Origin of the sequence: Desulfohalovibrio reitneri (assembly GCF_000711295.1) — a bacterium.
Taxonomy (GTDB): Bacteria; Desulfobacterota; Desulfovibrionia; order Desulfovibrionales; family Desulfovibrionaceae; genus Desulfohalovibrio; species Desulfohalovibrio reitneri.
Genome location: NZ_JOMJ01000003.1, coordinates 627,470 through 649,714, shown reverse-complemented (window position 1 = coordinate 649,714; position 22,245 = coordinate 627,470). Strand labels below are relative to the sequence as shown.

Annotated in this window: 22 protein-coding genes; 19 read left to right on the top strand and 3 right to left on the bottom strand. The window is 65.0% G+C overall.

The genetic code is table 11. The annotated features are described in order from the left end of the window. From N911_RS0103550 to cobI, 4 genes are read left to right on the top strand one after another with little or no spacing between them, the layout of a single operon-like run. On the top strand, positions 1-1,098 hold the full coding sequence (locus N911_RS0103550; protein WP_138774324.1) for a FecCD family ABC transporter permease: 1,098 nt from the start codon (positions 1-3) through the stop codon (positions 1,096-1,098). After that, entirely contained in the window at positions 1,095-1,883 is a 789-nt protein-coding gene (locus tag N911_RS0103545) for an ABC transporter ATP-binding protein (RefSeq protein WP_029894404.1), read from the top strand. The genes N911_RS0103550 and N911_RS0103545 overlap by 4 nt, the downstream gene beginning before the upstream one ends. After that, entirely contained in the window at positions 1,795-2,727 is a 933-nt protein-coding gene (locus tag N911_RS0103540) for an ABC transporter substrate-binding protein (protein WP_081859036.1), read from the top strand. The genes N911_RS0103545 and N911_RS0103540 overlap by 89 nt, the downstream gene beginning before the upstream one ends. Further along, positions 2,724-3,434, top strand: coding sequence for a precorrin-2 C(20)-methyltransferase (cobI, locus tag N911_RS0103535; RefSeq protein ID WP_029894400.1), 711 nt, complete (start codon positions 2,724-2,726; stop codon positions 3,432-3,434). The genes N911_RS0103540 and cobI overlap by 4 nt, the downstream gene beginning before the upstream one ends. 17 nt (positions 3,435-3,451) lie before the next feature. Here cobI and N911_RS0103530 read toward each other — a convergent pair whose 3' ends face one another. Both N911_RS0103530 and glgP read right to left on the bottom strand, forming a co-directional pair. Next, entirely contained in the window at positions 3,452-3,871 is a 420-nt protein-coding gene (locus N911_RS0103530; RefSeq protein WP_029894399.1) for a PilZ domain-containing protein, read from the bottom strand. Positions 3,872-3,960: 89 nt separating this feature from the next. Then, positions 3,961-6,534 (bottom strand): alpha-glucan family phosphorylase, encoded by a 2,574-nt coding sequence (glgP, locus tag N911_RS0103525; RefSeq protein WP_029894397.1) that lies wholly within the window; start codon positions 6,532-6,534, stop codon positions 3,961-3,963. Positions 6,535-6,686: 152 nt separating this feature from the next. Here glgP and dut point away from each other — a divergent pair, with 152 nt between their 5' ends. From dut to N911_RS0103510, 3 genes are all read left to right on the top strand, one after another. Further along, positions 6,687-7,154 carry a dUTP diphosphatase gene (gene dut, locus N911_RS0103520; protein ID WP_029894396.1) on the top strand — a complete coding sequence of 156 codons (468 nt, stop codon included), beginning with the start codon at positions 6,687-6,689 and terminating at the stop codon, positions 7,152-7,154. Between the two features lie 14 nt (positions 7,155-7,168). Further along, positions 7,169-8,359: an aspartate aminotransferase family protein gene (locus tag N911_RS0103515; protein ID WP_029894394.1), complete on the top strand. Its 1,191-nt coding sequence runs from the start codon at positions 7,169-7,171 to the stop codon at positions 8,357-8,359. A 69-nt stretch (positions 8,360-8,428) separates the two neighbouring features. Then, the gene (locus N911_RS0103510) at positions 8,429-9,283 is read left to right on the top strand and encodes a 50S ribosomal protein L11 methyltransferase (RefSeq protein ID WP_029894391.1); all 855 of its coding nucleotides are present in this window, start codon (positions 8,429-8,431) and stop codon (positions 9,281-9,283) included. On the opposite strand, the gene N911_RS0103505 is transcribed toward N911_RS0103510, so the two are convergent. Continuing rightward, the gene (locus tag N911_RS0103505) at positions 9,261-11,426 is read right to left on the bottom strand and encodes an STT3 domain-containing protein (RefSeq protein ID WP_029894389.1); all 2,166 of its coding nucleotides are present in this window, start codon (positions 11,424-11,426) and stop codon (positions 9,261-9,263) included. The genes N911_RS0103510 and N911_RS0103505 overlap by 23 nt on opposite strands. 105 nt (positions 11,427-11,531) lie before the next feature. Between N911_RS0103505 and N911_RS0103500 the strand changes: the two genes are divergently transcribed. From N911_RS0103500 to N911_RS17345, 12 genes are all read left to right on the top strand, one after another. Then, the gene (locus N911_RS0103500) at positions 11,532-12,200 is read left to right on the top strand and encodes an endonuclease III domain-containing protein (protein WP_029894387.1); all 669 of its coding nucleotides are present in this window, start codon (positions 11,532-11,534) and stop codon (positions 12,198-12,200) included. Then, positions 12,197-13,327: a murein hydrolase activator EnvC family protein gene (locus N911_RS0103495; protein WP_029894385.1), complete on the top strand. Its 1,131-nt coding sequence runs from the start codon at positions 12,197-12,199 to the stop codon at positions 13,325-13,327. The genes N911_RS0103500 and N911_RS0103495 overlap by 4 nt, the downstream gene beginning before the upstream one ends. A gap of 19 nt (positions 13,328-13,346) precedes the next feature. Then, positions 13,347-14,639, top strand: a complete 1,293-nt coding sequence (locus N911_RS0103490) for a S41 family peptidase (protein WP_029894383.1) — start codon at positions 13,347-13,349, stop codon at positions 14,637-14,639. Positions 14,640-14,657: 18 nt separating this feature from the next. Beyond that, the gene (locus tag N911_RS0103485; protein WP_051693887.1) at positions 14,658-15,899 is read left to right on the top strand and encodes a divergent polysaccharide deacetylase family protein; all 1,242 of its coding nucleotides are present in this window, start codon (positions 14,658-14,660) and stop codon (positions 15,897-15,899) included. A gap of 99 nt (positions 15,900-15,998) precedes the next feature. After that, a complete protein-coding gene (locus N911_RS0103480) occupies positions 15,999-16,952 on the top strand; it encodes an ABC transporter substrate-binding protein (protein WP_029894379.1) in 954 nt (317 codons plus the stop codon). 81 nt (positions 16,953-17,033) lie between these two features. Continuing rightward, positions 17,034-17,930, top strand: coding sequence for an ABC transporter permease (locus N911_RS0103475; protein WP_029894377.1), 897 nt, complete (start codon positions 17,034-17,036; stop codon positions 17,928-17,930). Further along, the gene (locus N911_RS0103470) at positions 17,918-18,712 is read left to right on the top strand and encodes an ABC transporter ATP-binding protein (protein WP_029894375.1); all 795 of its coding nucleotides are present in this window, start codon (positions 17,918-17,920) and stop codon (positions 18,710-18,712) included. The genes N911_RS0103475 and N911_RS0103470 overlap by 13 nt, the downstream gene beginning before the upstream one ends. A 17-nt stretch (positions 18,713-18,729) precedes the next feature. Next, on the top strand, positions 18,730-19,146 hold the full coding sequence (gene ndk, locus N911_RS0103465) for a nucleoside-diphosphate kinase (RefSeq protein WP_029894374.1): 417 nt from the start codon (positions 18,730-18,732) through the stop codon (positions 19,144-19,146). 4 nt (positions 19,147-19,150) lie between these two features. Then, a complete protein-coding gene (proC, locus tag N911_RS0103460) occupies positions 19,151-19,945 on the top strand; it encodes a pyrroline-5-carboxylate reductase (RefSeq protein WP_029894372.1) in 795 nt (264 codons plus the stop codon). Positions 19,946-20,275: 330 nt separating this feature from the next. Next, positions 20,276-20,545 (top strand): hypothetical protein, encoded by a 270-nt coding sequence (locus N911_RS0103455; protein ID WP_138774322.1) that lies wholly within the window; start codon positions 20,276-20,278, stop codon positions 20,543-20,545. Between the two features lie 27 nt (positions 20,546-20,572). Next, a complete protein-coding gene (locus N911_RS0103450; RefSeq protein ID WP_029893407.1) occupies positions 20,573-21,823 on the top strand; it encodes an ISL3 family transposase in 1,251 nt (416 codons plus the stop codon). Between the two features lie 59 nt (positions 21,824-21,882). Continuing rightward, on the top strand, positions 21,883-22,212 hold the full coding sequence (locus N911_RS17345) for a class I SAM-dependent methyltransferase (protein ID WP_138774321.1): 330 nt from the start codon (positions 21,883-21,885) through the stop codon (positions 22,210-22,212). Positions 22,213-22,245 lie beyond the last annotated feature (33 nt).

The window sequence follows — 22,245 nt, the reverse complement described above, 5'->3', positions numbered from 1 at the left end:
ATGGACTCGGCCTCCAGCCAGCTGCTTGAACGCGTCCGCCGCCACGAGCGCGACAGAATCGGCCGGCTGGCCGTCTCCCTGGGAATTCTGGGAGCGGCCAGCCTGGCCTCCATTCCCGCGGCCTGCCTCATAGGCCCAATGGACATCCCCGCCTGGAAGGTGGCCGACGTGGTGGCCTCCCTGCTGCCCTGGCGCGAAGCCGAGGCCGATCCGGTGCTGCGCACCGTGGTGCTTGAGTTGCGCCTTGCGCGGGTCCTGCTGGCCTTTGTCGTCGGAGCCTCCCTGGCGGCGGCGGGCACGGTCTTTCAGGGCGTGCTGCGCAATCCCCTGGCCGACCCCTTCACTCTGGGCGTCTCCTCAGGCGCGGCCTTCGGGGCTTCGCTGGCCATCGCCATGGGTCTGGCCGGACATGCCTTGCTGTCCCTGGGCGGGCTGAGCCTGGGGGTCATTCCCCTGGCCGCCTTGCTTGGCGCGGGCGGCGCGCTGACCTGCGTGTTGCTGCTGGCACGGGCTGCCGGGGGGCTGCGTCGGGAAACCGTTGTCCTGGCGGGCATTGTGGTGGCCACCTTCCTGGCCGCCCTGGTCTCCCTGCTCAAATCCCTGGACGAAGAGGCCGTGGCCAGCATCGTCTTCTGGATCATGGGCAGCTTCCAGGGCCGGGGACTGCCGGAGTTGGCCCTGGCCGCGCCCTACGCCGCCCTTGGCCTGGCGGTCATCTGGCTCATGGCCCGCGACCTGGACGCCCTTTCCCTGGGTGCCAAGCAGGCCGAGTGGCTTGGTGTCAATGCCCGCGCCTCCAGGCTTGGACTGCTCTGCGCCGCCTCCCTGCTGGCCGCCGCCTCCACGGCCGTGGCCGGGGTCATCGGATTCGTGGGGCTGGTGGCCCCGCATCTCTGCCGCCTCTACGCCGGCTCTGAACACCGGCCGCTCCTGCTCTTGTCCTCCCTCACCGGCGGGCTTGGCCTGCTGTGGGCCGATGTGGCCGCCCGCTCCATCCTGCCCAGCGGGGAGGAGCTGCCTGTGGGGGTCATCACCGCCCTGGCCGGGGGGCCGTTTTTCTGCCTGCTGCTCCTCAAACGTGCACGGGAGGCGGCGTGATCGAGGCCCGCAACCTCTCGGCCGCCCACGGCCGCACCGAGGTGCTGCGCGGGGTGGACCTGCGCTTCGAGGACGGCCGGATGGTCGGCCTGCTCGGCCCCAACGGCGCGGGCAAGACATCCTTGCTGCTGGCCCTTTCCGGCCTGCTGCGGCCAAGCCGGGGCGAAGCCCTGCTGGACGGCCGCCCCGTGCGCGAAACCGCTCCTCGCGCCCGCGCCCAAACCGTTGCCGTGGTGCCGCAGCAGGCGGAAACGGGTTCCGGCCTACGCTGTCTCTCGGTGGTGCTCATGGGGCGCCGTCCCCACCTCTCCTTCTGGGGCGGCTACACCCGCGCGGACCTGGACCTTGCAGTGGCCGCCATGCGCGAGACCGGAGTGGAGGAGTTGGCCGAACGCCGCCTGGATCAGGTCTCCGGCGGCGAATTCAAGCGGGTGCTCATCGCCCGCGCCCTGGCCCAGGACACGCCCGCCCTGCTGCTTGACGAAGCCGCAGCCGGGCTGGACGCGGCCGCCAAGATGGCCGTCTGCGAAATGATGGCCGCCAAGGCCGCCAAGGGCTCGCTGGTCCTGGCGGTCATGCACGACCTCAACCTGGCCGCCCTCTTCTGCCACCGGCTCGTCTTTCTCAAACGCGGCCGGGTTGTGCTGGACGGCCCCACCGCCGATGTCTTCACCCGACAAACCCTTTCGGAGATATATGAAACCCCTGTCTGCGTGGCGCCGCATCCCGTCACGGGCGCTCCCCAGGCTCTTTTTGTGCCTGCTTCCGCTACTGACGCTGTGTGAGCCAGTCCACGCCCTGTCCATACAGGACGACTCCGGACACGAGGTCCGGCTGGAACGCCCGGCCGAGCGGGTGGTCAGCCTGTACGGCGCCTTCACCGAATGGCTCGCGGCCATGGACCGGCTGGATCTGCTGGTCTCCCGTACCGCCAACGAGCACGAGCCCAAGCGGGTCGCGGCCCTGCCGGCCATCGGCACCCATCTCCGCCCCAATCTGGAGCGCATCCTGGCCCTGCGCCCCGACCTGGTCCTGCAGATGTCCGGCCGCGACGCGGCCATGGAGCCTGTGCGTTTTCTGCGCGAGCACGGCATCCCCACGGCCGTGTTCTCGGTGCACGACTTTCCGGGCCTCTTCTCAGCGCTAAAGCGCGTGGGAACATTGTGCGACGCCGAGCTGGAAGCCGGGAACCTCGTCGGGAGCATGAAGGAAAGACTGGCGGAGGTCGCCAGCCGAATACGCGAGCGGCGCAGGCCCTCGGTGTTTTTCGAGGTACGCTGGCCTAATCTGCTGGGTGCTGGAAAACATTCCATGGTGGACGCGGTCATCCGGGCCGCGGGGGGACGAAACGCTCTGGAGCAGGGCAAGAAGCTGGTGCGGCTGGGCCAGGAAGCCCTGCTGGACCTGAACCCGGACGTCTATGTGGTACAGAAGGGCCCTATGAATCCCGACCCCGTTCCCCCGGCTGAGCGGCCGCAATTCACAGTGCTGGGCGCCGTGCGGTCCGGCAAGGTTCTCACCGTTGATGAGCGACGCTTCTCCCGTCCCGGCCCGCGCGGCGTTGGCGCGGTGGAAAAGTTGGCGTCCTTCCTGCATCCGGACGCGTTCGCCGGGGAGAATGCGCCATGAGCGGAGGAAAACTGACCGCCATCGGCGTGGGCCCAGGCGATCCGGAACTGCTCACCCTCAAGGCGGCGCGGGTGCTGGCCTCCACACGTTTGGTATTCACCGCGGCCTCGCCGCGCAACGACTACTCGCAGGCCCTGAACATCGCCCGGGAACACCTGCCCGCCGAGGCCGAAGTGGTTCGTCTGGATTTCCCCATGACCCGTGACCGGACCATCCTGGACGCGGCCTGGGCCACGGCCGCTGAAACCGTGGCGGACAGGCTCTCCGGCGGCGGGGAGGGGGTCTTTCTGACCCTGGGAGACCCCCTGACCTACAGCACCTTCGGCTACCTGCGGCGCACCCTGGCCATGCTCGCTCCGGACGTCGAGACGGCCTCGGTACCGGGCGTTACGTCCTACCACGCCGCTGCATCCGGCATCGGCCGGGTGCTGGTGGAGGGGAGCGAAAACCTAGTGGTGCTGTCCGGGGTGGACGGGGAGGAAAAGCTGCGGCGCGACCTGGCCGGAGCGGACAACGCGGTCATCCTCAAGGCCTACCGCAATCTGCCGGTGCTGCGGCGGGTGGTGCGCGAACTGGGGTTGGAGGAGGAGGCCATGCTGGTCTCCAGGCTGGGCATGCCGGATGGACCGGAAATCCGCCCCCTGGCCGAAGCGCCGGAGGAAAAACCCTCCTACTTCACCCTGCTGGTAATCGCCAGAAAACGCTGATCATCTCCGCGTTGGAATCAGTCAAGCTTGATGGTCCTGGCGGCGGCCGACTCGCCGGCCTTCTTCTTCCGCTCGGCCTGCTTTTTCTGCTCCTCGAGGGTGACGGCGTGAAGGAAGTTGTCCTGCTGCGGGGTGAGTTCGACAAACCGCGCTCCGACATACCCCGTATCCACGCGCACGACCTCGATCTTGAGACTACTCAGCAGCAGGATTGCGCCTTTAAAGAGATTAATGGAAACGGTATTGCCCTGCTTGAACTCCTTGGCCGCAGTGACCAGGGAGATGCCGGTGGCGGAGATGTCGCGCACCCCCACGGAAATGGGCTTGCCTGACAGTTTCGCTCGCAGGCTCGGTATCTCGACCCGGTACGCCTGGCGGCGTTCCTGGCTTCCCCCCTTGCTGGAGGCCACGTGCAGCAGTTTCTTGAGGAACGACACCGGTTCACCCCCCTCTTTGCTTGCTCCCCTCCCCAGGATACGCCGCCCATATACTCCGAATCGGACCCCGAGCGCAAATCACCCCGGAATTACTCCTCAGCCCAGCGGATGAGCCCCAGGGCGTGGGGATCATGCAGCAGGGGGTGGTTGGGCAGCACACGCAGGCTCAGGCCGAAACGGCCGGATTCCGAGGGCCGAACCTCTCCCGCGAAGCGCACCCAGCCCTCGTCCGCCCCCTTGCCCGAGGGGGACATGAGAGTGGTCCACCTGGTCCGGAATTCGCCGTCCTCATTGAGGGTGCCCGCATAGATCTCCACCCGCACATCCTCGGGCCGCAAGCCGTTGAGGTGCACCTCCGCCTCCACAGGCAGGGGCTCGTCCACATGGATCCGCTCCCCCTTTCCGGCCTCTATCTCGCGGATGCGCACCTCGCTCCACTTGGTCATCATATCCATCCGCCAAGCGGCCAGTTCCTTGGCCGGGGCGTAGTTCTTGGCGGACAACCTGCGGGTGTTGGCCGCGGCCTGTTTGTAGGCCTCCTGCACGTAGTCCACCACCATGCGGTTGGAACTGAAGCGGGGCCCCAGCCGCTCCAGGGCGTTGCGCATGCGGCCGATCCACCCACGGGGCATGTTGTCGTGGCCGCGCTCATAGAAATCCGGGGCAACATGGTTCTCCAGCACATTGTAGAGTGTACGGCCCTCCACGAAGTCCTGGTACTCCCAGTCCTCGTAGATTTCGCCCCGGCCGATGGCGTAGCCCACCTGGTTGCCCGGCTCGTAGGCTTCGGCCCACCAGCCGTCCACGGTGGAGACATTGAGCACGCCGTTGACCATGGCCTTCATGCCCGAAGTGCCGCAGGCCTCCAGCGGAACGCGCGGGGTGTTCAGCCAGACATCGCCGCCCTGCACCATGAAGCGGGCGATCTCCATGTCGTAGTCCTCGAGAAAGACCATGCGCTTGCGGAAATCCGGGTCGCGGGCCAGCTGCACCAGTTGCTGGATGAGCTTCTTGCCCTCCTGGTCCTGGGGATGCGCCTTGCCCGCGAAAATGAACTGCATGGGTCGCTCCGGGTGCGTCACCAGCCGGCGCATGCGCTCCACGTCCCGCAGCAGCAGGTTGGCCCGCTTGTACGTGGCGAAGCGGCGGGCGAAGCAGACCGTGAGCACCTGCGGGTCGAGCACCTCGCGGGCCTCCTCGACCTCCCTGGAGCGGACGCCCCTGCGGGCAAGGGTTTCGGCCAGCCTGGAACGCACGAACTCAACCAGCCGCTCGCGCAGCCGTTCATGGGTGCGCCACAACTCGGCGTCCGGGATGTTGGCGGCCTGTTTCCAGACCCTGGCGCAGTCCGGATCCTCGCGCCAGTTGCCGCCCAGGTAGCGGTCGTACAGGGCGGCCATGTCCTCGGCCACAAAGGTGGGCTGGTGCACGCCGTTGGTGATGGCGTGGATGGGCACGTCCTCCACCGGATAGCTGGGCCAGACCTGTTTCCACATTTCCCGTGAAACCTTGCCGTGCAGGCGGCTGACACCATTGTTGTTCCGGGAGAGCCGCAAGGCCAGCACGGTCATGCAGAACGTCTCCTCGTCGTCGCGCTGGTTTTCCCGCCCCAGTGCCAGAAAGACCTTGAAGGCCAAGCCGAGATTCCTGGCGTAGCCCTCGAAGTAGCGCTGCATCAGGTCCGGATCGAAACGGTCGTTGCCCGCCGGGACCGGGGTGTGCGTTGTGAACACCGAGGATGAGGCCACCAGCTCCATGGCCGCTTCGAAGGAAAGCTCCTCCTCCCGCATGAGCAGCCGGATGCGTTCCACTCCGGCGAAGGCGGAGTGGCCCTCGTTCATGTGGATGACCTCCGGAGCCAGTCCCAAAGCGCGCAAAGCCCGCACTCCGCCAATGCCCAGCAGGATTTCCTGCCGCAGACGCATCTCCCAGTCGCCCCCGTAGAGTTGAGCCGTGGTCTCGCGCAGATCCTGCGGGTTCTCCGGGATGTTGGTGTCCAGCAGGTACAGGGGCACCCGGCCAACGTCCACACGCCAGATGCGGGCGTGGCACTCGCGGCCCTCCATGTCCACGGAAACACGCACCTCCCTCCCGTCCTCGCCGCGCACAAGCGAGACCGGCAGTTGTTCGAAATCGACCGTGGGGTAGCGCTCCTGCTGCCAGCCGTCCGGGGTGAGGTACTGGCGAAAGTAACCCTTCTTGTAGGCCAAGCCCACAGCCACCAGAGGGATGTTGAGGTCCGAGGCTGACTTGAGATGGTCGCCCGCCAGGATGCCCAGCCCTCCGGAATAGATGGGCAGGCTGCCGTCAATGCCGTATTCCGCGCTGAAGTAGGCAACCACTGGCTGGCCCGGCCGGCTCGGTTCAAGGTCCAGCGGCGACATGGTCTTGCCGAGGTAGTTCTTCAGCGCCTTGTGGGCCTCGCGCAGCCGCTCCAGGAAAAACTCGTCCCCCGCCAGCCGCAACAATTCTTCCTGGGGGAACATGTTCAGAAAGGCTACCGGATTCCCCTTGGCCCGACGCCACAGGTCCGGGTCCATCTGGCTGAACAGGTCCGCGATCTGGTCATTCCAGGAAAACCAGTAGTTGGCCGCCAGGTCGCGCAAGGGCGCCAGCGGATCGGGAATGTTGGGGACAACGGAATAACTGCGGATTGGACGCATCGAGTCTCCTTACCGGGTTCACCGGCGTATTTCCAGCAATCGGGCGTGTCGGGCCAAACCCGTCCCCGCTTTCGCGGACCGGGCGGCCCCTCCCGACATATTGCCATTTGGCCCCTCCGCGTCTACCGTGTCGGCGCTGGAGAGGAAGCAGCATGACACAACCGAACCGCATTCAAGTCAACGTAAAATTCCTCCACCCCATGTGGGAGGAATTCGAGCTCGAACCCGCCACGGACCAGAGCGCCGGAACCGATCTGCGCGCCTGCCTGGACGACGCGGAATGGACCGTGCCGCCTGGGGGGCGAATCCTGGTGCCCACGGGGCTGGCCATCGACATCGCCCAGCCCGGCGTGGCCGGATTCGTTTTTTCCCGCAGCGGCCTCGGGGTGAAGCACGGCCTGACCGTGGCCCAGGGCGTGGGGGTCATCGACCCCGACTACCGGGGAGAGATCAAGGTCGGCCTGCTGAACACCTCCGGCGAGGAGCGGACCATATCGCGCGGCCAGCGCATAGCCCAGCTTCTCTTCCTGCCCTATTTCCCGGCCGAACTCGTGCCCTGCGACGATCTCTCGGAGACCGTACGCGGAGCCGGAGGCTTCGGCCACACCGGATCACGCTAGAAAGGACCATCGCAATGAGCACCCCGCTGGAACGCCTCAAGGCCCGTGAGGAGGCCGCCCTCTTCCACACCTATGGACGCTATCCCCTGGCCGTGGCCCGAGCCTCCGGCTCTCGCCTGTGGGACCAGGAGGGCGGCGAATACATCGACCTGCTCTCCGGCCTGGCCGTGACCTCCCTGGGACACTGCCACCCCGAGGTGGCCGAGGCTGTGGCCGAACAGGCCCGCACCCTGGTCCACGTCTCCAACCTCTTCTACCAGAAGGAGCAAGTGGATCTGGCCGAGCGGATTCTGGAAACCTGCCACTGCGGCAAGGTCTTTTTCTGCAATTCCGGGGCGGAGGCCAACGAGGCCGCGGTGAAGCTGGCCCGGCGCTACAACCGGGTGGTGCGGGAGACCGACGCCCACCAAGTCATCACCCTGGAGGGATCCTTCCACGGCCGCACCCTGGCCACGGCCGCGGCCACCGGCCAGGAAAAGATCAAGCAGGGCTTCGACCCCCTGCCCGAGGGCTTCCTCCACGTGCCCACCGGGGACCTGGAGGCCATGGAACAGGCCATCGGCCCGCAGACCGCAGCTGTTCTGGTGGAGGTCATCCAGGGCGAGGGCGGGGTCAACCCCCTAGATGGGGAATACCTGCGCTCCGTGCAGGAACTCTGCCGCGAAAACGGTGTCCTCTTCATGGTGGACGAAATCCAGACCGGCCTGTGCCGTACCGGCTCCTTCTGGGCATTCCAGGAATACGGTCTGGAACCGGACGTATTCACCTCGGCCAAAGCCATGGCCAACGGGCTGCCCATGGGCGCCTGCCTGGCCACGGATGAAGTGGCCCGGGGCTTTGAGCCAGGCAGCCACGCCACCACCTTCGGCGGCGGTCCCCTGCTCTCCCGCGCCGCCCTGACCGTGCTGGACGTCATGCGGCGAGACAGGCTGGACAAACGCGCCAGCGACATGGGCTACCGTCTCAAGGAGAACCTGCGCCACGTCTCCGAGAACAACCCCGGTGCCATCGAGGAGGTGCGCGGCCGGGGCATGATGCTAGGCATCGTGCTGGCCGAAAACGGCCAGTCCGTCTGGCGCAGGCTGCTGGACGAGGGCTTTGTCTGCAACCTGACCCAGGACCGCGTGCTGCGCCTGCTGCCAGCGCTGACCATCGACCCGGCCGACCTGGACGCCTTCGCCGAGGCCCTGGACACCATCCTGTAAACGCTTTCCCCGGGAGAGGCGGTGCGCACCGCCCCTCCCGCGAAATCAACCACAAGAAAAGGACGGAGCATGATCCGTTTGGATATGCGTCTTGACTCCCAGCGGGCGGACGAAGCCTCTGCCGTTCTCGCCGAGCGCGCGCCGCAGGGCTGGCAGGAGGCCGAGGAACAGGACGGCACCACCGTCTTCACCATCCATCTCGACGCCCACCCCCTGGCCGATGAACTGGCCTCGGAGCTGAGCCGGGTCCTGCCCGGCGCGGAGATCGTGCGGCAGGAGGTGGAGGAAGAGGACTGGTCCATGGCCTGGCGGGACTTTTTCACGCCCATCGCGGCCGGAGACGTTTTCGAGATTCTTCCGCCCTGGTTGCAGGACGAGCGCGATCCGGGCCGGGAAACCATCGTCATCGAGCCCAAGATGGCCTTCGGCACGGGGCACCACCCCACCACGGCGCTTTGCTTACAGGCCATCGGCGACCTGTTGCTTGCGGGAAGGCTGCGCGACGCCGGGGGATTCCTGGATCTGGGCTGCGGCTCGGGCATCCTGGCCATCGGCTTGGCCAAGGCGGGACTTTCCGGCACCGGAGTGGACATCGACCCACAAGCCGTGGCCTGCGCCCGGGAGAACCTGGAGCGCAACCGGGTGGCGGACAGGGTGGAACTGGCCTGCGGCTCCATAGACGCCCTCTCTCCGGACGCCTCCTTCGACGTCATCGCGGCCAATATTCTCTCCGAGCCGCTCATCGCCATGGCCTCGCCCATCACCCAGCGGCTCTCGCCGGGCGGCGTGCTGCTGCTCTCCGGCCTGCTCATCGAGCAGGCCGAGCAGGTGGAGAGCGCCTACACGGCCCTTGGGCTGCCGCCAGCCGACCGTCTGGAGCAGGGGGAGTGGGCCGCCCTGGTCATTGACCGGGCGAACGCTTGACCCGGTAGACCCTCGTGTGGGGCGGCGTCTCGGCCACCAACTCGAAATTGTCACTGAAGCGGGCGGGGCTCTTGAAGAGCATCCGCATCATGTTCATGCGGTAAGCCCGGCTGTCCATGATGAAGGCCTCGCTGGTGGCCTCGTTGACCACCAGATGCACCCCGCCGAGGCGCGGCCAGTCCTTGGACCGATTGCCCTCCGCACTCAGGATGTCCACACTGGAAAGTGGGATGCTGCCGAGCTGGCTCTCCAGCACCCCCCGGGGATTGATGCGGAATCGACCGGGCACGAAGGTCACGTTGGGTTTTCCGGTGGAGCCGTCGGCAACGTCCCATTTGCCGAACCTGCCTATCCACTCGGCGATGCGGATGTTGTCCCAGGAGAACACCAGGTACTGACCGGGGACGTTGCCGCCCGCGGAAACCGGCTCGTCCTCCAGTCCCGCGAGAAACTCCTTGGCCGCCGGGCCGCCCATCTCGCGCAGGGACTTCATGGGATTGACCCGCATGTAGGCCAGGTCAGGGTTTACCTCGGGCGCTTCCTGCCCCTTGGCCTGGGCGACCATGTCCGAGGCGACGAACCGCATGAGGTTGGCCGCCTGGGCGGGTGAATCGGAGGCATGCACCTTGGCCAGAGGATACAGCCATTTCTCGGTGTGCCGCGCGCCGTCGGCAACTGTGTAGCGCTCGGCGTAGTGCTGGGCGGCGTAGCCGTAGTCCCACCACAGCCACAGCCAGCCCCGTTCGTCCGCCTTGCTCCGCAGGTCGAGCAGCGTCTCGGCGTAGGGCCTCGAAAGCACCGGTGACGCGGGACGGGCGTCCACGAAACGCGCCAGCGGCACAAGCGCCAGGGCCGTCATCGCGACCACCGCTCCCGGTTTGAGCCACCGCCCCGGAGCGGGTAGCCGATCCGCCAGCATCCCCAGCCCCACCACGCCGAGCCCCATGGCGGGACCGGCGAACATGGTGAAACGGATGCCCAGGGTCTTACCCGCCAGGCCGAGCAGCAGGAGCGGCAGAAAAACCAACGCCATTGGCCGGGCGATCACCAGGCGGACATACCCAGCCAGCAGGAAGGGAAAGACCACCGCCCCGCCGGCCACGGTGGTCAGCAACCTTGTCCAGGACAAGGTCTGGGCCTCGCGGATGGACTGCAGCACGGACGGCAGATTAAGGCCCGGCACTCCCCCACCGCCGCCCGCGGTTTCCGAAACCGGCTTCAGCCAGTAGAGGACCTTGTTGATGATCTCCCAGCCCACATCGGATCCGAACAACAAAAGAACGGCTCCGGCCACGAGCAGGATAGCGTCCGGCACGGGTTTGCGAAACAGGGACGGCCGGAAGCGGAGCGCGGCCAGTCCCGCCAGCGGCAGAATCAGGGTCCACCAGCCCGCCACCATGGGCAGGGCCGCCAAGACCACCGCCGCCCCGTTGCTCAGGCGCGTGCCGGGACGGCCCAGCAGCACCCCCAGCCCGGCGGCCGCTCCGAACAGGGGCAGGCAGAGCAGCGGGGAGTTGCCGTACAGAATACCGCCGAAAGCCGACCAGATTCCCAGGGCGAAGGCCCAGGCGTACTGCCGTCCGCGCTCGACGTCGGTGAGAGGACGCGGTTCCGCCCCCCGCTCCAGCCTCCAGCCCCGGTTGCAGGTGGGCTCAACCAGCAAAATCGCACCGGCCGCCGTCACCGTCACCGTCAGCAGGGAAAAGAGGTCCGTGTCCAGTTCCCCGAGGGAGGAGCGGATGTAGAAGCCGGGGATGGTGGCCGCCAGAATGCCCGCGGCCGGCCCGAACTCCAGCTTGTTCCAGCGCCCGGCCAGCCAGCAGACCGGCAGGGCCACCAGCGGGGCCATGATTGCCGGAAGCCAGTAGCCGAGCCAGCCCAGCCCGAAGCCACCGGCCTGGTGCAACCAGCGCACGAATACCGACAGGGGTTCGTTGAAATACGTATTCTCGAACTTGGCCCCGGCCAGCCAGCCGTAGGCGTCGTGCGTGTACATAATGGGCTCGCCGCCAGCCATGAGGGACGGCATGTCCAACCACATGGGGGCCTGGTACACGCGCAACAATGCCGCGCCCAGGAATGCCAGGCCAAGCGCCAGGGCCCAGCGCCACCAGGCGCGGGCCGCGTCGTTTTCGAGTCGCATGTCGCTCCCGTTCGCCCTTGCAAGGGGGCGGATTCCGCCGTACCTTCGCGCCAGCATAACCGAACGCCTGACGCGAAAAACCCGGCCTGTATACTGCACACGCCCATGAAGCTCAATCCATTGCTGGAAATGCACCGCACCCTGCTGAACGCGCTGGGCCCCAGCCGCTGGTGGCCCGCGGACAGCCCCTTCGAGGTAGCCGTGGGCGCGATTCTGGGGCAAAACACGGCCTGGCGGAACGCCTCCAGGGCGGTGGAAGCCCTCAAGGAAGACGGTCCCCTGGTGCCCCGCCGCTTGCTGGACCTGCACGCCGAAGATCTGGCCGAACGCATCCGCCCTGCTGGATACTACCGACTCAAGGCCACCCGCCTGGGCAACCTGCTGGCAAAATTCGAAGAGTTGGCGGACCAGCCTGAACACCTGGAGCGCGACGACCTGGCTTTTCTGGAGGCCATGGAGACCCCCGACCTCCGCGAGGCGCTGCTCTCGGTCAAGGGCGTGGGGCCGGAAACGGCCGACTCCATCCTGCTCTATGCCCTGCACCGGCCGGTTTTCGTGGTGGACGCCTACACCCACCGCATCCTGAGCAGGCACGGGCTGGCCCCGGAGGAGTCCGACTACCACCAGCTTCAGGAACAGTTTCACGACTCCCTGCCCGAGGACGTTCCTCTCTACAACGAATTCCACGCCCTGATCGTGCGGCTTGGGGCGGACCGCTGCCGCCGCACCAATCCACGCTGCCAGGGCTGCCCCCTGGAGGACATGGCCGCGTGAAGCCCTGTCCCGCCGCCATAGCCAGCCTGCTGCTTCTTCCGCTCCTTCTTCTCGCGGCGTGGCCTTCTCCGGCCGCGGCGGAATCCACCGCGGTCAAACGGCTGCAGGAATCCATCCGCGAACAAAAGAAGGAGGCGCAAAGCGCCAAACAAGCCATCGACCGGCTCAGCGACAAGGAACGCGAGTTGTTCACCAACTTGGCCGAGTTGGAGGACAAGGTCATCCGGCTGGAGGACGAGGTCTGGGAGGCAGAGGCCAAGCTGGAGGAAGTACAAGGCACCCAGCGGGAGATCCTGGCCCGTTCCGACAAGCTGGAAACGCGGAGCAGGGCCGTGGCGCGGGACCTCGGCGGCCTGCTGGCCTCCTTGTGGCCCATCCATCTGGACAACCGCGTCAGCAAGCTGCGCGGCCTCTCCACCTGGGAGAAGGCCGACCGCCGCTTCACCTGGCTGTCCGCTCTCTACCGCGAGGGGGGAAGGGCTTTGGCTGAACTGGCCAGGGTGAGTTCCGAATTGGCCGCCAGCCTGGCCGAGCAGGACCGGCTGGAAAACGAAATCAGCCGCCAAATGGAACAGTTGCGGGAGAAAAAAGACCAGGCCCTGGAAGCCAAGCTGCGGCTGGTTCACTCCATCCAGAAAATCCGTGCCGAAAAGATCAGCCGGGAGGAGGAGCTGGACCGTGTTCTGGCCACGGTGGAGTCGCTGCGATACAAACTCAAGACGTTGACCACCAAAAAAATATCCAAGCTCAAGGGCAGCCTGCCCTGGCCAGCGGACGGCCCGGTAGTGGCGAAGTTCGCACCCGGCGCCGAGCCCCCCGTGCGGGGCCTTGGGCTTTCCCTGTCATCCGGTGACAGGGTGCGGGCCGTTTCCTGGGGCAAGGTGGTCCACAACGACGTCTTGCGCGGGTTCGGTCAGGTGGTTATCGTCTACCACGGCGAGAAATACTACACGCTCTACGCCTTCCTTTCCCAAAGCTTCGTCAGAATGGGCCAGGAAGTGGAGAAGGACGAACCCCTTGGAGCGGCCGGCTACTATCCGGCCGCGGAAGGGCCCGGCCTTTACTTTGAGTTGCGATTCCGACAAAACGCCCTCAATCCCGTCAGCTGGTTGCGACCCAACCGCTGACCGGCCACCAGGAGGTTATATGCGCATCACCCGGCTCGTGGTCATCCTGTCCACTATCTTCATCTTCACCGCCGTGGGCGGGACGCTGTGCGCCCAGGAACAGGGCAAGACCAACGACTACGACGCGCTGAAGCGGTTCAGCCAGGTCATCAACCTGGTGGAGGACTACTACGTTCGCGACATTTCCCGCACCGAGCTCATCGACGACTCCATCAAGGGCATGCTGCAGCAGCTCGACCCCCACTCCACCTTCATGGACCGCGAGGAATACAAGGACATGCAGGTCTCCACCTCCGGGGAGTTCTCGGGCATCGGCATCGAGATCACCATGGAGGATGGGCGGCTGACCGTGGTCTCGCCCATCGAGGACACTCCGGCCTTCGAGGCGGGGCTGCGCTCCGGCGACGTCATCCTGGAAATCGAGGGCGAGTCGACCCAGGACATCACCCTCATGGAGGCGGTCAAGAAAATCCGGGGCAAGAAGGGCAGCGAGATCCAGTTGACCATCCTGCACGAGGATTCCCGCACGCCCCAGAAAGTGACCATTGTCCGCGACACCATCCCCATCATCAGCGTCAAGAGCGAGATCCTCGATCCCGGTGTGGCCTACTTGCGCCTGACCCGTTTCAACGAAAACACCACCGAGGAACTCAAGAAGGCCATCGACGACGTCAGCGGCCGGGAAAGCGGCCTGGAAGGCATCGTCCTGGACCTGCGCAACAACCCCGGCGGTTTGCTCAGCCAGTCCGTCAACGTCTCCGACCTCTTCCTGCAGGAAGGGCTCGTGACCTACATCCAGGGCAAGGATCCCAAGAACCGCAAGGAATACTCCGCCACCAAGGACTCCGGCGATATTAAAGCGCCGGTGGTCGTCCTCATCAACGCGGGCTCCGCCTCCGCCTCGGAGATCGTGGCCGGAGCGCTGCAGGACCACAAGCGGGCCCTCATCCTGGGCGAGCGCAGCTTCGGCAAGGGCTCCGTGCAGACGGTCATCCCCCTGCCAGACGGTTCCGGCATCAAGCTGACCACCGCGCTGTACTACACCCCCTCCGGCCGCTCCATTCAGGCCGAGGGCATCGAGCCGGACATCGTCGTGCCCTTTGAAAAGCGCGACGAGGACCAGGAGTCCAAGGACAACGGCTTCGTGGTTCGCGAGGAGGGCCTCAGCCGCCACCTGGAAAACGGCGAGGCGGAGAAGGACGAGTCCTTCGAGCGGTCCGAGCGCGCCATGGAACTCCTGGCCAAGGACAACCAGCTCCGCCTGGCCCTGCAGATGGTCAAGAAATTGCCCACCATCAAGCAGATCCACTAGCCGGAGCGGCGGGAGACCATGGACGAACGCCAGCCCCCGGAAGGGCCGGGGCACTTCCCCCTGAGCAGGCGCACCGGGCTGCTCCTGCTCGGGGCGGTGATCCTCTTTGCCCTGATTGGCTATGCGGCCATGGCCCTGCTGCCTTCCGGCGAGGGCCCCGAACCGCCCGCCACCCCGCAGCCGGAACAAGCCTACGAGGAGCCCCCCCCGGAGGATGGCCCGGGATTGGACGAACTGGTCAAGAGGGTCGATTTCGCCCTGCTCTCGGCTTTCGCCGACATGGGGTTGAATAGCCGCGACTACGCCCTGGAAACCGTGGAAGGTGGCGGTCGTGGCGAGCCCATGACCCAGCGCATCGCCGTGCACGCTCCCGGGTCGCCCGAAGAATTGGCCGACAGGGTGGCCAAGCACCTCGACCTGTGGGCCCCGAAGGCCGTCCTGAACACCACTCCGGACGGACTGCGCGTCAGCCTCAAGGGCCTCGACACGCATATCATCCGGCTGGGCCCGCCCCTGCCGCCGCCGGTGGAGCCTCCGCCCGACGGCGCCCTCCTGGCCGTGGTCATCGACGACCTGGGCGAAGACCTTTCCTTCGCCGAGTCATTGGCCGAACTGCCCTTCCCGGTAAGCATCGCTGTCTGGCCCCAGGCCACCCACACGCGAGGCATCGCGGCGACAGCCCGCGAAAAGGGGCTCGATCTGCTCCTGCATCAGCCAATGGAGCCAAGGGGCTGGCCCAAGGTGCGCCCAGGGCCCGGCGCGCTCATGCTGTCCATGAATGCCACCGAGGCCAGGCGCGTACTGAAGGAGAATCTTGACGGCCTGCCCGGCGTGGTTGGGTTGAATAACCACATGGGGTCCCGATACACCTCCGACCGCGCCGCCATGGACCTGGTGGCCACGACTTGCGCCGAACGCGGCCTCATCTTTCTGGACTCCCGCACCGTGGGCGGCAGCAAGGGCAAGGAAGCGGCCGTGGCGGCGGGGCTCGCCCCTCTGGAGCGCGACGTTTTTCTGGACAACGTTCCCCAGGCCCCGGCCATACTGCACCAACTCCGCAAGGCGGAACGCCTGGCTCGTAAACGTGGGCAGGCCGTGGCCATAGGCCACCCCCACCCCGAGACCCTGGAGGCACTGCGGCAATGGTGGGATCTGCGCGATCCGGCGGTAACTCCGGTGGGTATCGCCTCCATGGCAGAACGCCTGCGCCGGACGACCGCGAAAAAAACGACTTCCCACGGTTCGGACGGGGAAGGCTGAACGCCCGGGGGGCTTGAGATTTGCCCCGATCCGGTCTATTGATTTCTTTTACCCGCTCGGCCTCCAAACGCGATGGACACTTTTCGGGAGGAACCCACCATGAAACGGATTCTCACCGCCTGCCTGACTCTGGCGGCGCTCATTTCCCCCGCAGCGGCCGTCCAAGCCGCCGACTACCTGATTTCCTCCACTCAGGTCGTGGAGCACCCCGCCCTGGACGCCGTGCGCAACGGTTTCCAGGACTACCTGAAAGAGAACGGCGTCGAGGCCGAGTACAAGGTCTACACCGCCCAGGGCAGCATGGACATGGCCATCCAGATCGCCAGCCAGATCCGCGACGACGACCCCGACCTGATCCTGGCCATCGCCACGCCCACCGCCCAGGCCGTGGCTCAGAAGCTCCACAACAAGCCGATTCTCATCAGCGCCGTGACCGACCCCGTGGCCGCGGGCCTGGTGGACAACATGGAAAAACCGGGCGGCAACATTTCCGGCATGACGGACAAAAGCCCCGTGGACCGGCAGATGGCGCTGATCAAGGAAATAGTGCCCGGCGTGGAGACCATCGGCGTGCTCTACAACGCGGGCGAGGCCAACTCCGTGGTCTCCTACAACATGATCGAGGAAGAATGCGCCAAGCTGGGCATCGAGGTCGAGCCGCGCACCGTTTCCACCTCGGCCGAAGTCTACTCCGCGGCCAAGAGCTTGGTTGGCCGGGTGGACGCCATCACCATCCCCACGGACAACACCGTCATCTCCGCCTTGGAGTCGGCCGTGAAGATTTGCGAAGAGGCGGACATCCCCCTCTTCGCGGCTGACACCGATTCTGTGGAACGCGGCGTGGTGGCCTCCATCGCCATCGACTACTACCGCATGGGCCGCCAGACCGGCGAGATGGCCCGGCGCATCCTGGTGGAGGGGGCAGACCCCGGCCAAATGCCGGTGGAAACCCTCAAGGATCTCAAGCTGTACGTGAACACATCGGCCGCCGCCAAGATGGGCGTCGACCTTCCGGGCGACGTCATCGACCGGGCCGACACCGTCATCGAGTAATTCAAACCGGACCGGACGGACGTTTCGGGGGGCGCGGCGAGGGTCGCGCCCCCTTTTTGCCGCCCGGCCCCTCTGGAAATCATGAGCTGGTACGCGTTTTTCGGCTCCCTGGAACAGGGCTTCGTCTACGGCCTCATGGCGCTGGGGGTCTATCTGACCTTCCGCGTCTTGGACTTCCCCGACCTCACCGTGGACGGCTCCCTGCCGCTGGGCGCGGCCGTCTCCTCGGTGGCCATCACTTCGGGCATCGACCCCTACTTCTCTCTTGTTTTCGCCGCGGGCGCGGGATTCATGGCGGGCATGGTCACGGGCATCCTCAACACCAAGCTGAAAATCCTGCACCTGCTGTCCTCCATCCTGACCATGATCGCCCTCTACTCCATCAACATCCGCATCATGGGCCGCCCCAACATGACCCTGCTGGGCAAGCCCACGGTGCTGGAACCGCTGATCTCCATGGGGCTCCCGCCTTATCTGGCCTCGCTGGTCCTGTTCGCCGTCGTCGCCTTGGCGGTGGTGCTCCTGCTCATCTGGTTTTTACACACCGAGCTTGGGCAGACCATGCTGGCCACGGGCGACAACAAGCAGATGATCACCGCCCAGGGCGTCAACACGGATTTCATCATCATCGGCTCGGTGGGGCTGTCCAACGCCCTGGTGGCGCTCTCTGGAGCGCTCATCGCCCAGAACCAGGGGGCCGCAGACGTGAACATGGGCGTGGGCACCATCATCGCCGGCCTGGCCTCGGTCATCATCGGCGAGACCATCCTGGGCTGCCACACCGTGGTGCGGGCGGTGGCCGCTGCCGTGGTGGGCTCGGTGCTCTACCGCATGGCCATCGCCCTGGCCCTGGACCTACGCATAGGAGACTTCTCCTTCCAGCCCTCCGACCTCAAGCTCATCACCGCGGTGCTGGTGGTGCTGGCCCTGACCGCCCCTCAGATCAAACAGCGGGTGAAGGCGAAATGCTCAAGCTGAGCGGCGTGACCAAATACTTCCACAAGGGCAGCGTCAACGAGGTGCTGGCCCTGGGCGGCATCGACCTGGACGTGGAGTCCGGGGACTTCATGACCCTCATCGGCTCCAACGGCGCGGGCAAATCCACCCTGCTGTCCGCCATCTCCGGCGGATTCCCCTTGGACTTCGGCTCAATCGAGCTGGCCGGGGACGACGTCACCGATTGGCCGGAGCACAGGCGGGCCCAGCACATCGGCCGCGTCTTCCAGGATCCCCTCCTGGGCACCTGCGGCTCCATGACCATCGAGCAGAACATGGCCCTGGCGCTTCGTCGCGGCAAGCGGCGCGGACTGGCCCTGGGGGTCAAGGACGAGGACCGCGAGCTGTTCAAACGGCAACTGTCCATGATCGGCCTGGGCCTGGAGGACCGCCTGGGCGACCGGGTCGGTCTGCTCTCCGGCGGGCAGCGGCAGTCGCTGACCATGCTCATGGCCACCATGGTGGAGCCCGACCTGCTGCTGCTGGACGAGCACACAGCCGCCCTGGACCCCAAGACCGCGCAGATGATTCTGGATTTGACCGGCTCCATCGTGCGCGAACGCAAGCTGACCACCCTGATGGTCACGCACAACATGAACCACGCCCTGCAGATGGGCAACAGGTTGGTCATGCTCCACCGGGGCGAGATCATTCTGGACATCCGCGGGGAAGAGAAGCAAAACCTCGGCGTGGACGACCTGCTGGCCCGCTTCTACACCATCAAGGGCGAGGCCTTTTCTTCCGACAAAATGCTGCTGGCCTAACCCAAAGGAGGACTCACATGGAACGCACCCTCTCCATCATCAAGCCCGACGCCACCGCCCGGAACCTGGAAGGCGAAATCCTGTCCATGATTCAGGCTGAAGGACTGCGCGTCGTGGCCATGAAGCGGCTCTACCTGACCACCGAGCAGGCGGGCGGCTTCTACGAGGTGCACAAGGAGCGCCCCTTCTACGGCGAGCTTTGCGCCTTCATGTCCTCCGGCCCCATCGTGGTTTCCGTACTGGAGGGCGAGGACGCCATCGCCCGCTACCGCAAGCTCATGGGGGCCACCAACCCCGAGCAGGCGGAGGAAGGCACCGTGCGCAAGAAGTACGCCCAGGACATCGAGAGGAACTCGGTGCACGGCTCCGACGCGCCGGAAACCGCCGCCTTCGAGATCGGCTACTTCTTCAGCCAGCTCGAACTCGTGGGGTAGCGCCATGGCCTCCATCGGCTTCATCGGCACGGGCAACATGGGCTCGGCCATCATCAAGGGGCTCTCCGGCTCCGGCTACGCCGTTCACGGCGTGGACGCCGACCGCCAGAAACTTCTGGACCTGGCCCAGGAACACGGCCTGGTGCCGCACGACTCCATCCGGGAACTGGTGGACGCCTGCCGATACGTGGTGCTGGCGGTGAAGCCGCAGCAGATGGAAGACGTTCTCGGGCAGGTCCGCCCCGTCCTGGACGGGGACAAGCGGCTCATTTCCATCGCCGCCGGGCTGCCCATCGGCAGGCTCAGGGAATGGTCGGACGCCGTCTGCCCGGTCATCCGGGTCATGCCCAACACCCCGGCCCTTGCGGGCAAGGGCGTAACCGCCATCTGCCTGGAGGACGAAGGACTGGACGACACCGACCGCCGCGTGGTCGTGGACATCTTCTCCGCCGTTGGCGAAGTCTATGAACTGGCCGAAAAGGACTTCGACGCCTTCACGGCCCTGGTGGGCTCCGGCCCGGCCTATGTCTTTCACTTCATGGAAGCGCTCATGGAGGCGGGGGTAAGCCTGGGGCTGCCCCGCGACCAGGCCACCGGGATGGTGCTTTCCCTGCTGGAGGGCACGGCCGCCATGGCCAAGCAGAGCGACCTGCACGTCTCCCAACTGCGGGAGATGGTCACAAGCCCGGCCGGCACCACCATCGAAGCCTTGCTGCACTTGGACCGCACCGCCGTGCGGGGCCATGTGGCCGACGCTGTTCGCGCCTCCTTCCGCCGCAGCAGGGAACTGGGAGAATAAACCCGGCCGCATCGTACGCAAAGGCCCCCGGAAGCGAACGCTTCCGGGGGCCTTTTTCATGCCCGCCAAGCCACACGGACCAGTCCGCAAACAGACTGGCATCCAAAGAGAAACAACTTTTTCGAGCCTTGTTTCTTAATAGGCCTCAAATTCACAGTTGCAGGCCTCCAGAGAGCAACCCGTCATCCCGTCGGTTGCTGCCAGATGCTGCTCGCGGAGGTATCCACCAACAAGCCCGTATTGCTTGCCATAATTCTCTTGGCGGGTATACTTATTATAAGGAATCTGATTTTCGAAACCATACTGAAGTGAGGAGCAATGTCCAAACTCATGCATCTCAAGAAGCGGCTTCGGGGAACACTCTCCGACGGCCAGGTCAAGAAGATACGGGCATATCAGAGTCATCATTTCAGGGGGCTACAGCACGCCGCATTCAGTCTTTTGTTTGGTTCGAACCTCAAGGCGCTGGCCATTCTCTACGGCACCGACAAATGGAGCAGTCATTGGTATGCGCCGCATTATCACGCCAACTTCCATCCTCTGCGCCGCAAAAAAATCAGCGGTTCTTCCGGAATTGTCGTGGGTAGCAGCCTGAGGTAGTCCTCTGTTCTAGAGGAGACATTGCTCATGAGGGACATCGATTTCTATGCTCAGATTCTTGGCATTGACCACCCCTGGCATGTGGATGACGTGAAGCTCCAGACTGGGGCTGGGCGAGTGGATGTGTGGATCGATCATGAGCCTGGCGCTCTTTGGTCTTGCCCAGAGTGCGGGCGAGAGTTGGCTTGCCGGGATCATGCCGAAGAACGGACATGGAGACATCTAGATACCTGCCAGTTCAAGACATTTCTTCATGCACGTATTCCACGAGTTAACTGTCCTGATCACGGCGTACGCCAAGCACAGGTCCCCTGGGCCGCTCCCCATTCTCGTTTCACCCTGCTCATGGAGCGCATGGCCATTGACGTGATTACGGCCTGTTCGACCATCGAAGGTGCACGCAGGCTGTTGCGTATTTCCTGGGACGAGACCTGGGGGATCATGGAACGAGCCGTCAAAAGAGGCTTGAGCCGCAAGGAACAGCGCAATATCCACTACCTCGGGGTGGACGAGAAGGCTTTCCGCAAGGGACACAAGTACATGACCGTCGTCTGCGATCTGATGAGGGGCACAGTTGAGCATGTTGCTGAAGATCGCCGAACGGCGAGCCTCGAGGCGTATTATCAAAGCCTGAGTAGCGAGCAGCTGGAAGCAGTGCGGGCCGTGAGCATGGACATGTGGCAGCCGTATTTTTCGGCCACTATGAAGTGGATCCCTGAGGCAAGCCGGAAAATCGTCTTTGACCGTTTCCACGTCATGCAACACGTGGGGAAAGCGGTGGACACTGTCCGGCGTCAGGAACACAAGGCCCTGATGGCCGAAGGGGAGTCAATCCTCAAGGGCACCAGATACCTGTGGCTTTACGGCGAAAGCCGTCTGCCGGATAAGCACAGACCTCGGTTCGATGACCTCAAGCAGGCCAACCTGAAGACGGCCAAAGCCTGGGCCATGAAGGAAAGCCTGCAGGATCTGTGGGGCTACATGAGCCCTGGCTGGGCAAAGAGGTTCCTGGAGAAATGGTGCGGTTGGGCCACGCGATCCCGGATCACGCCGATGAAGAAGGTGGCCCAGACCTTGAGAGCTCACATGGACAACGTGGTGACCTTTTGCCGGCATCGAATCACCAACGCCGTGGCCGAGGGACTGAACAGCAAGATCATGGCAATCAAACGCCGAGCTTGCGGCTACAGGAACAAAGAGCACTTCAAGACGGCGATCTACTTCTTCTGTGGTGGATTGGACCTCTATCCGGCCTGCAAAACCGGAGCCACCCACTGAAATCCCGGAAGGACCAAATCAGCATTCTCGAAATCGGGATCGGCGGGTATGATGACCCCATGGACGGCGGCTCATCGCTTCGTATGTGGCGTACATACTTTCCCAAGGCTCGTGTCTACGGCATAGATATCCATGACAAAAAGAGTCATGACGAACGCAGAATCAAGACATTCAAGGGCTCGCAAGTGGATGGGGATTTCCTGGACCGGGTCATTGACGAAATCGGCCGTCCGGACATCATCATTGATGACGGCAGTCACATCAATTCACATATCATAGGATCGTTCGAGCACCTCTTTCCCAAAATGAAGGAAGGAGGAATCTACGCCGTTGAAGACCAGCAGACATCATATTGGCCGGAACACTACGGGGGCTGGTCGACGACATGAATAACCCGAATACGGCCATGGGCTTCTTCAAGC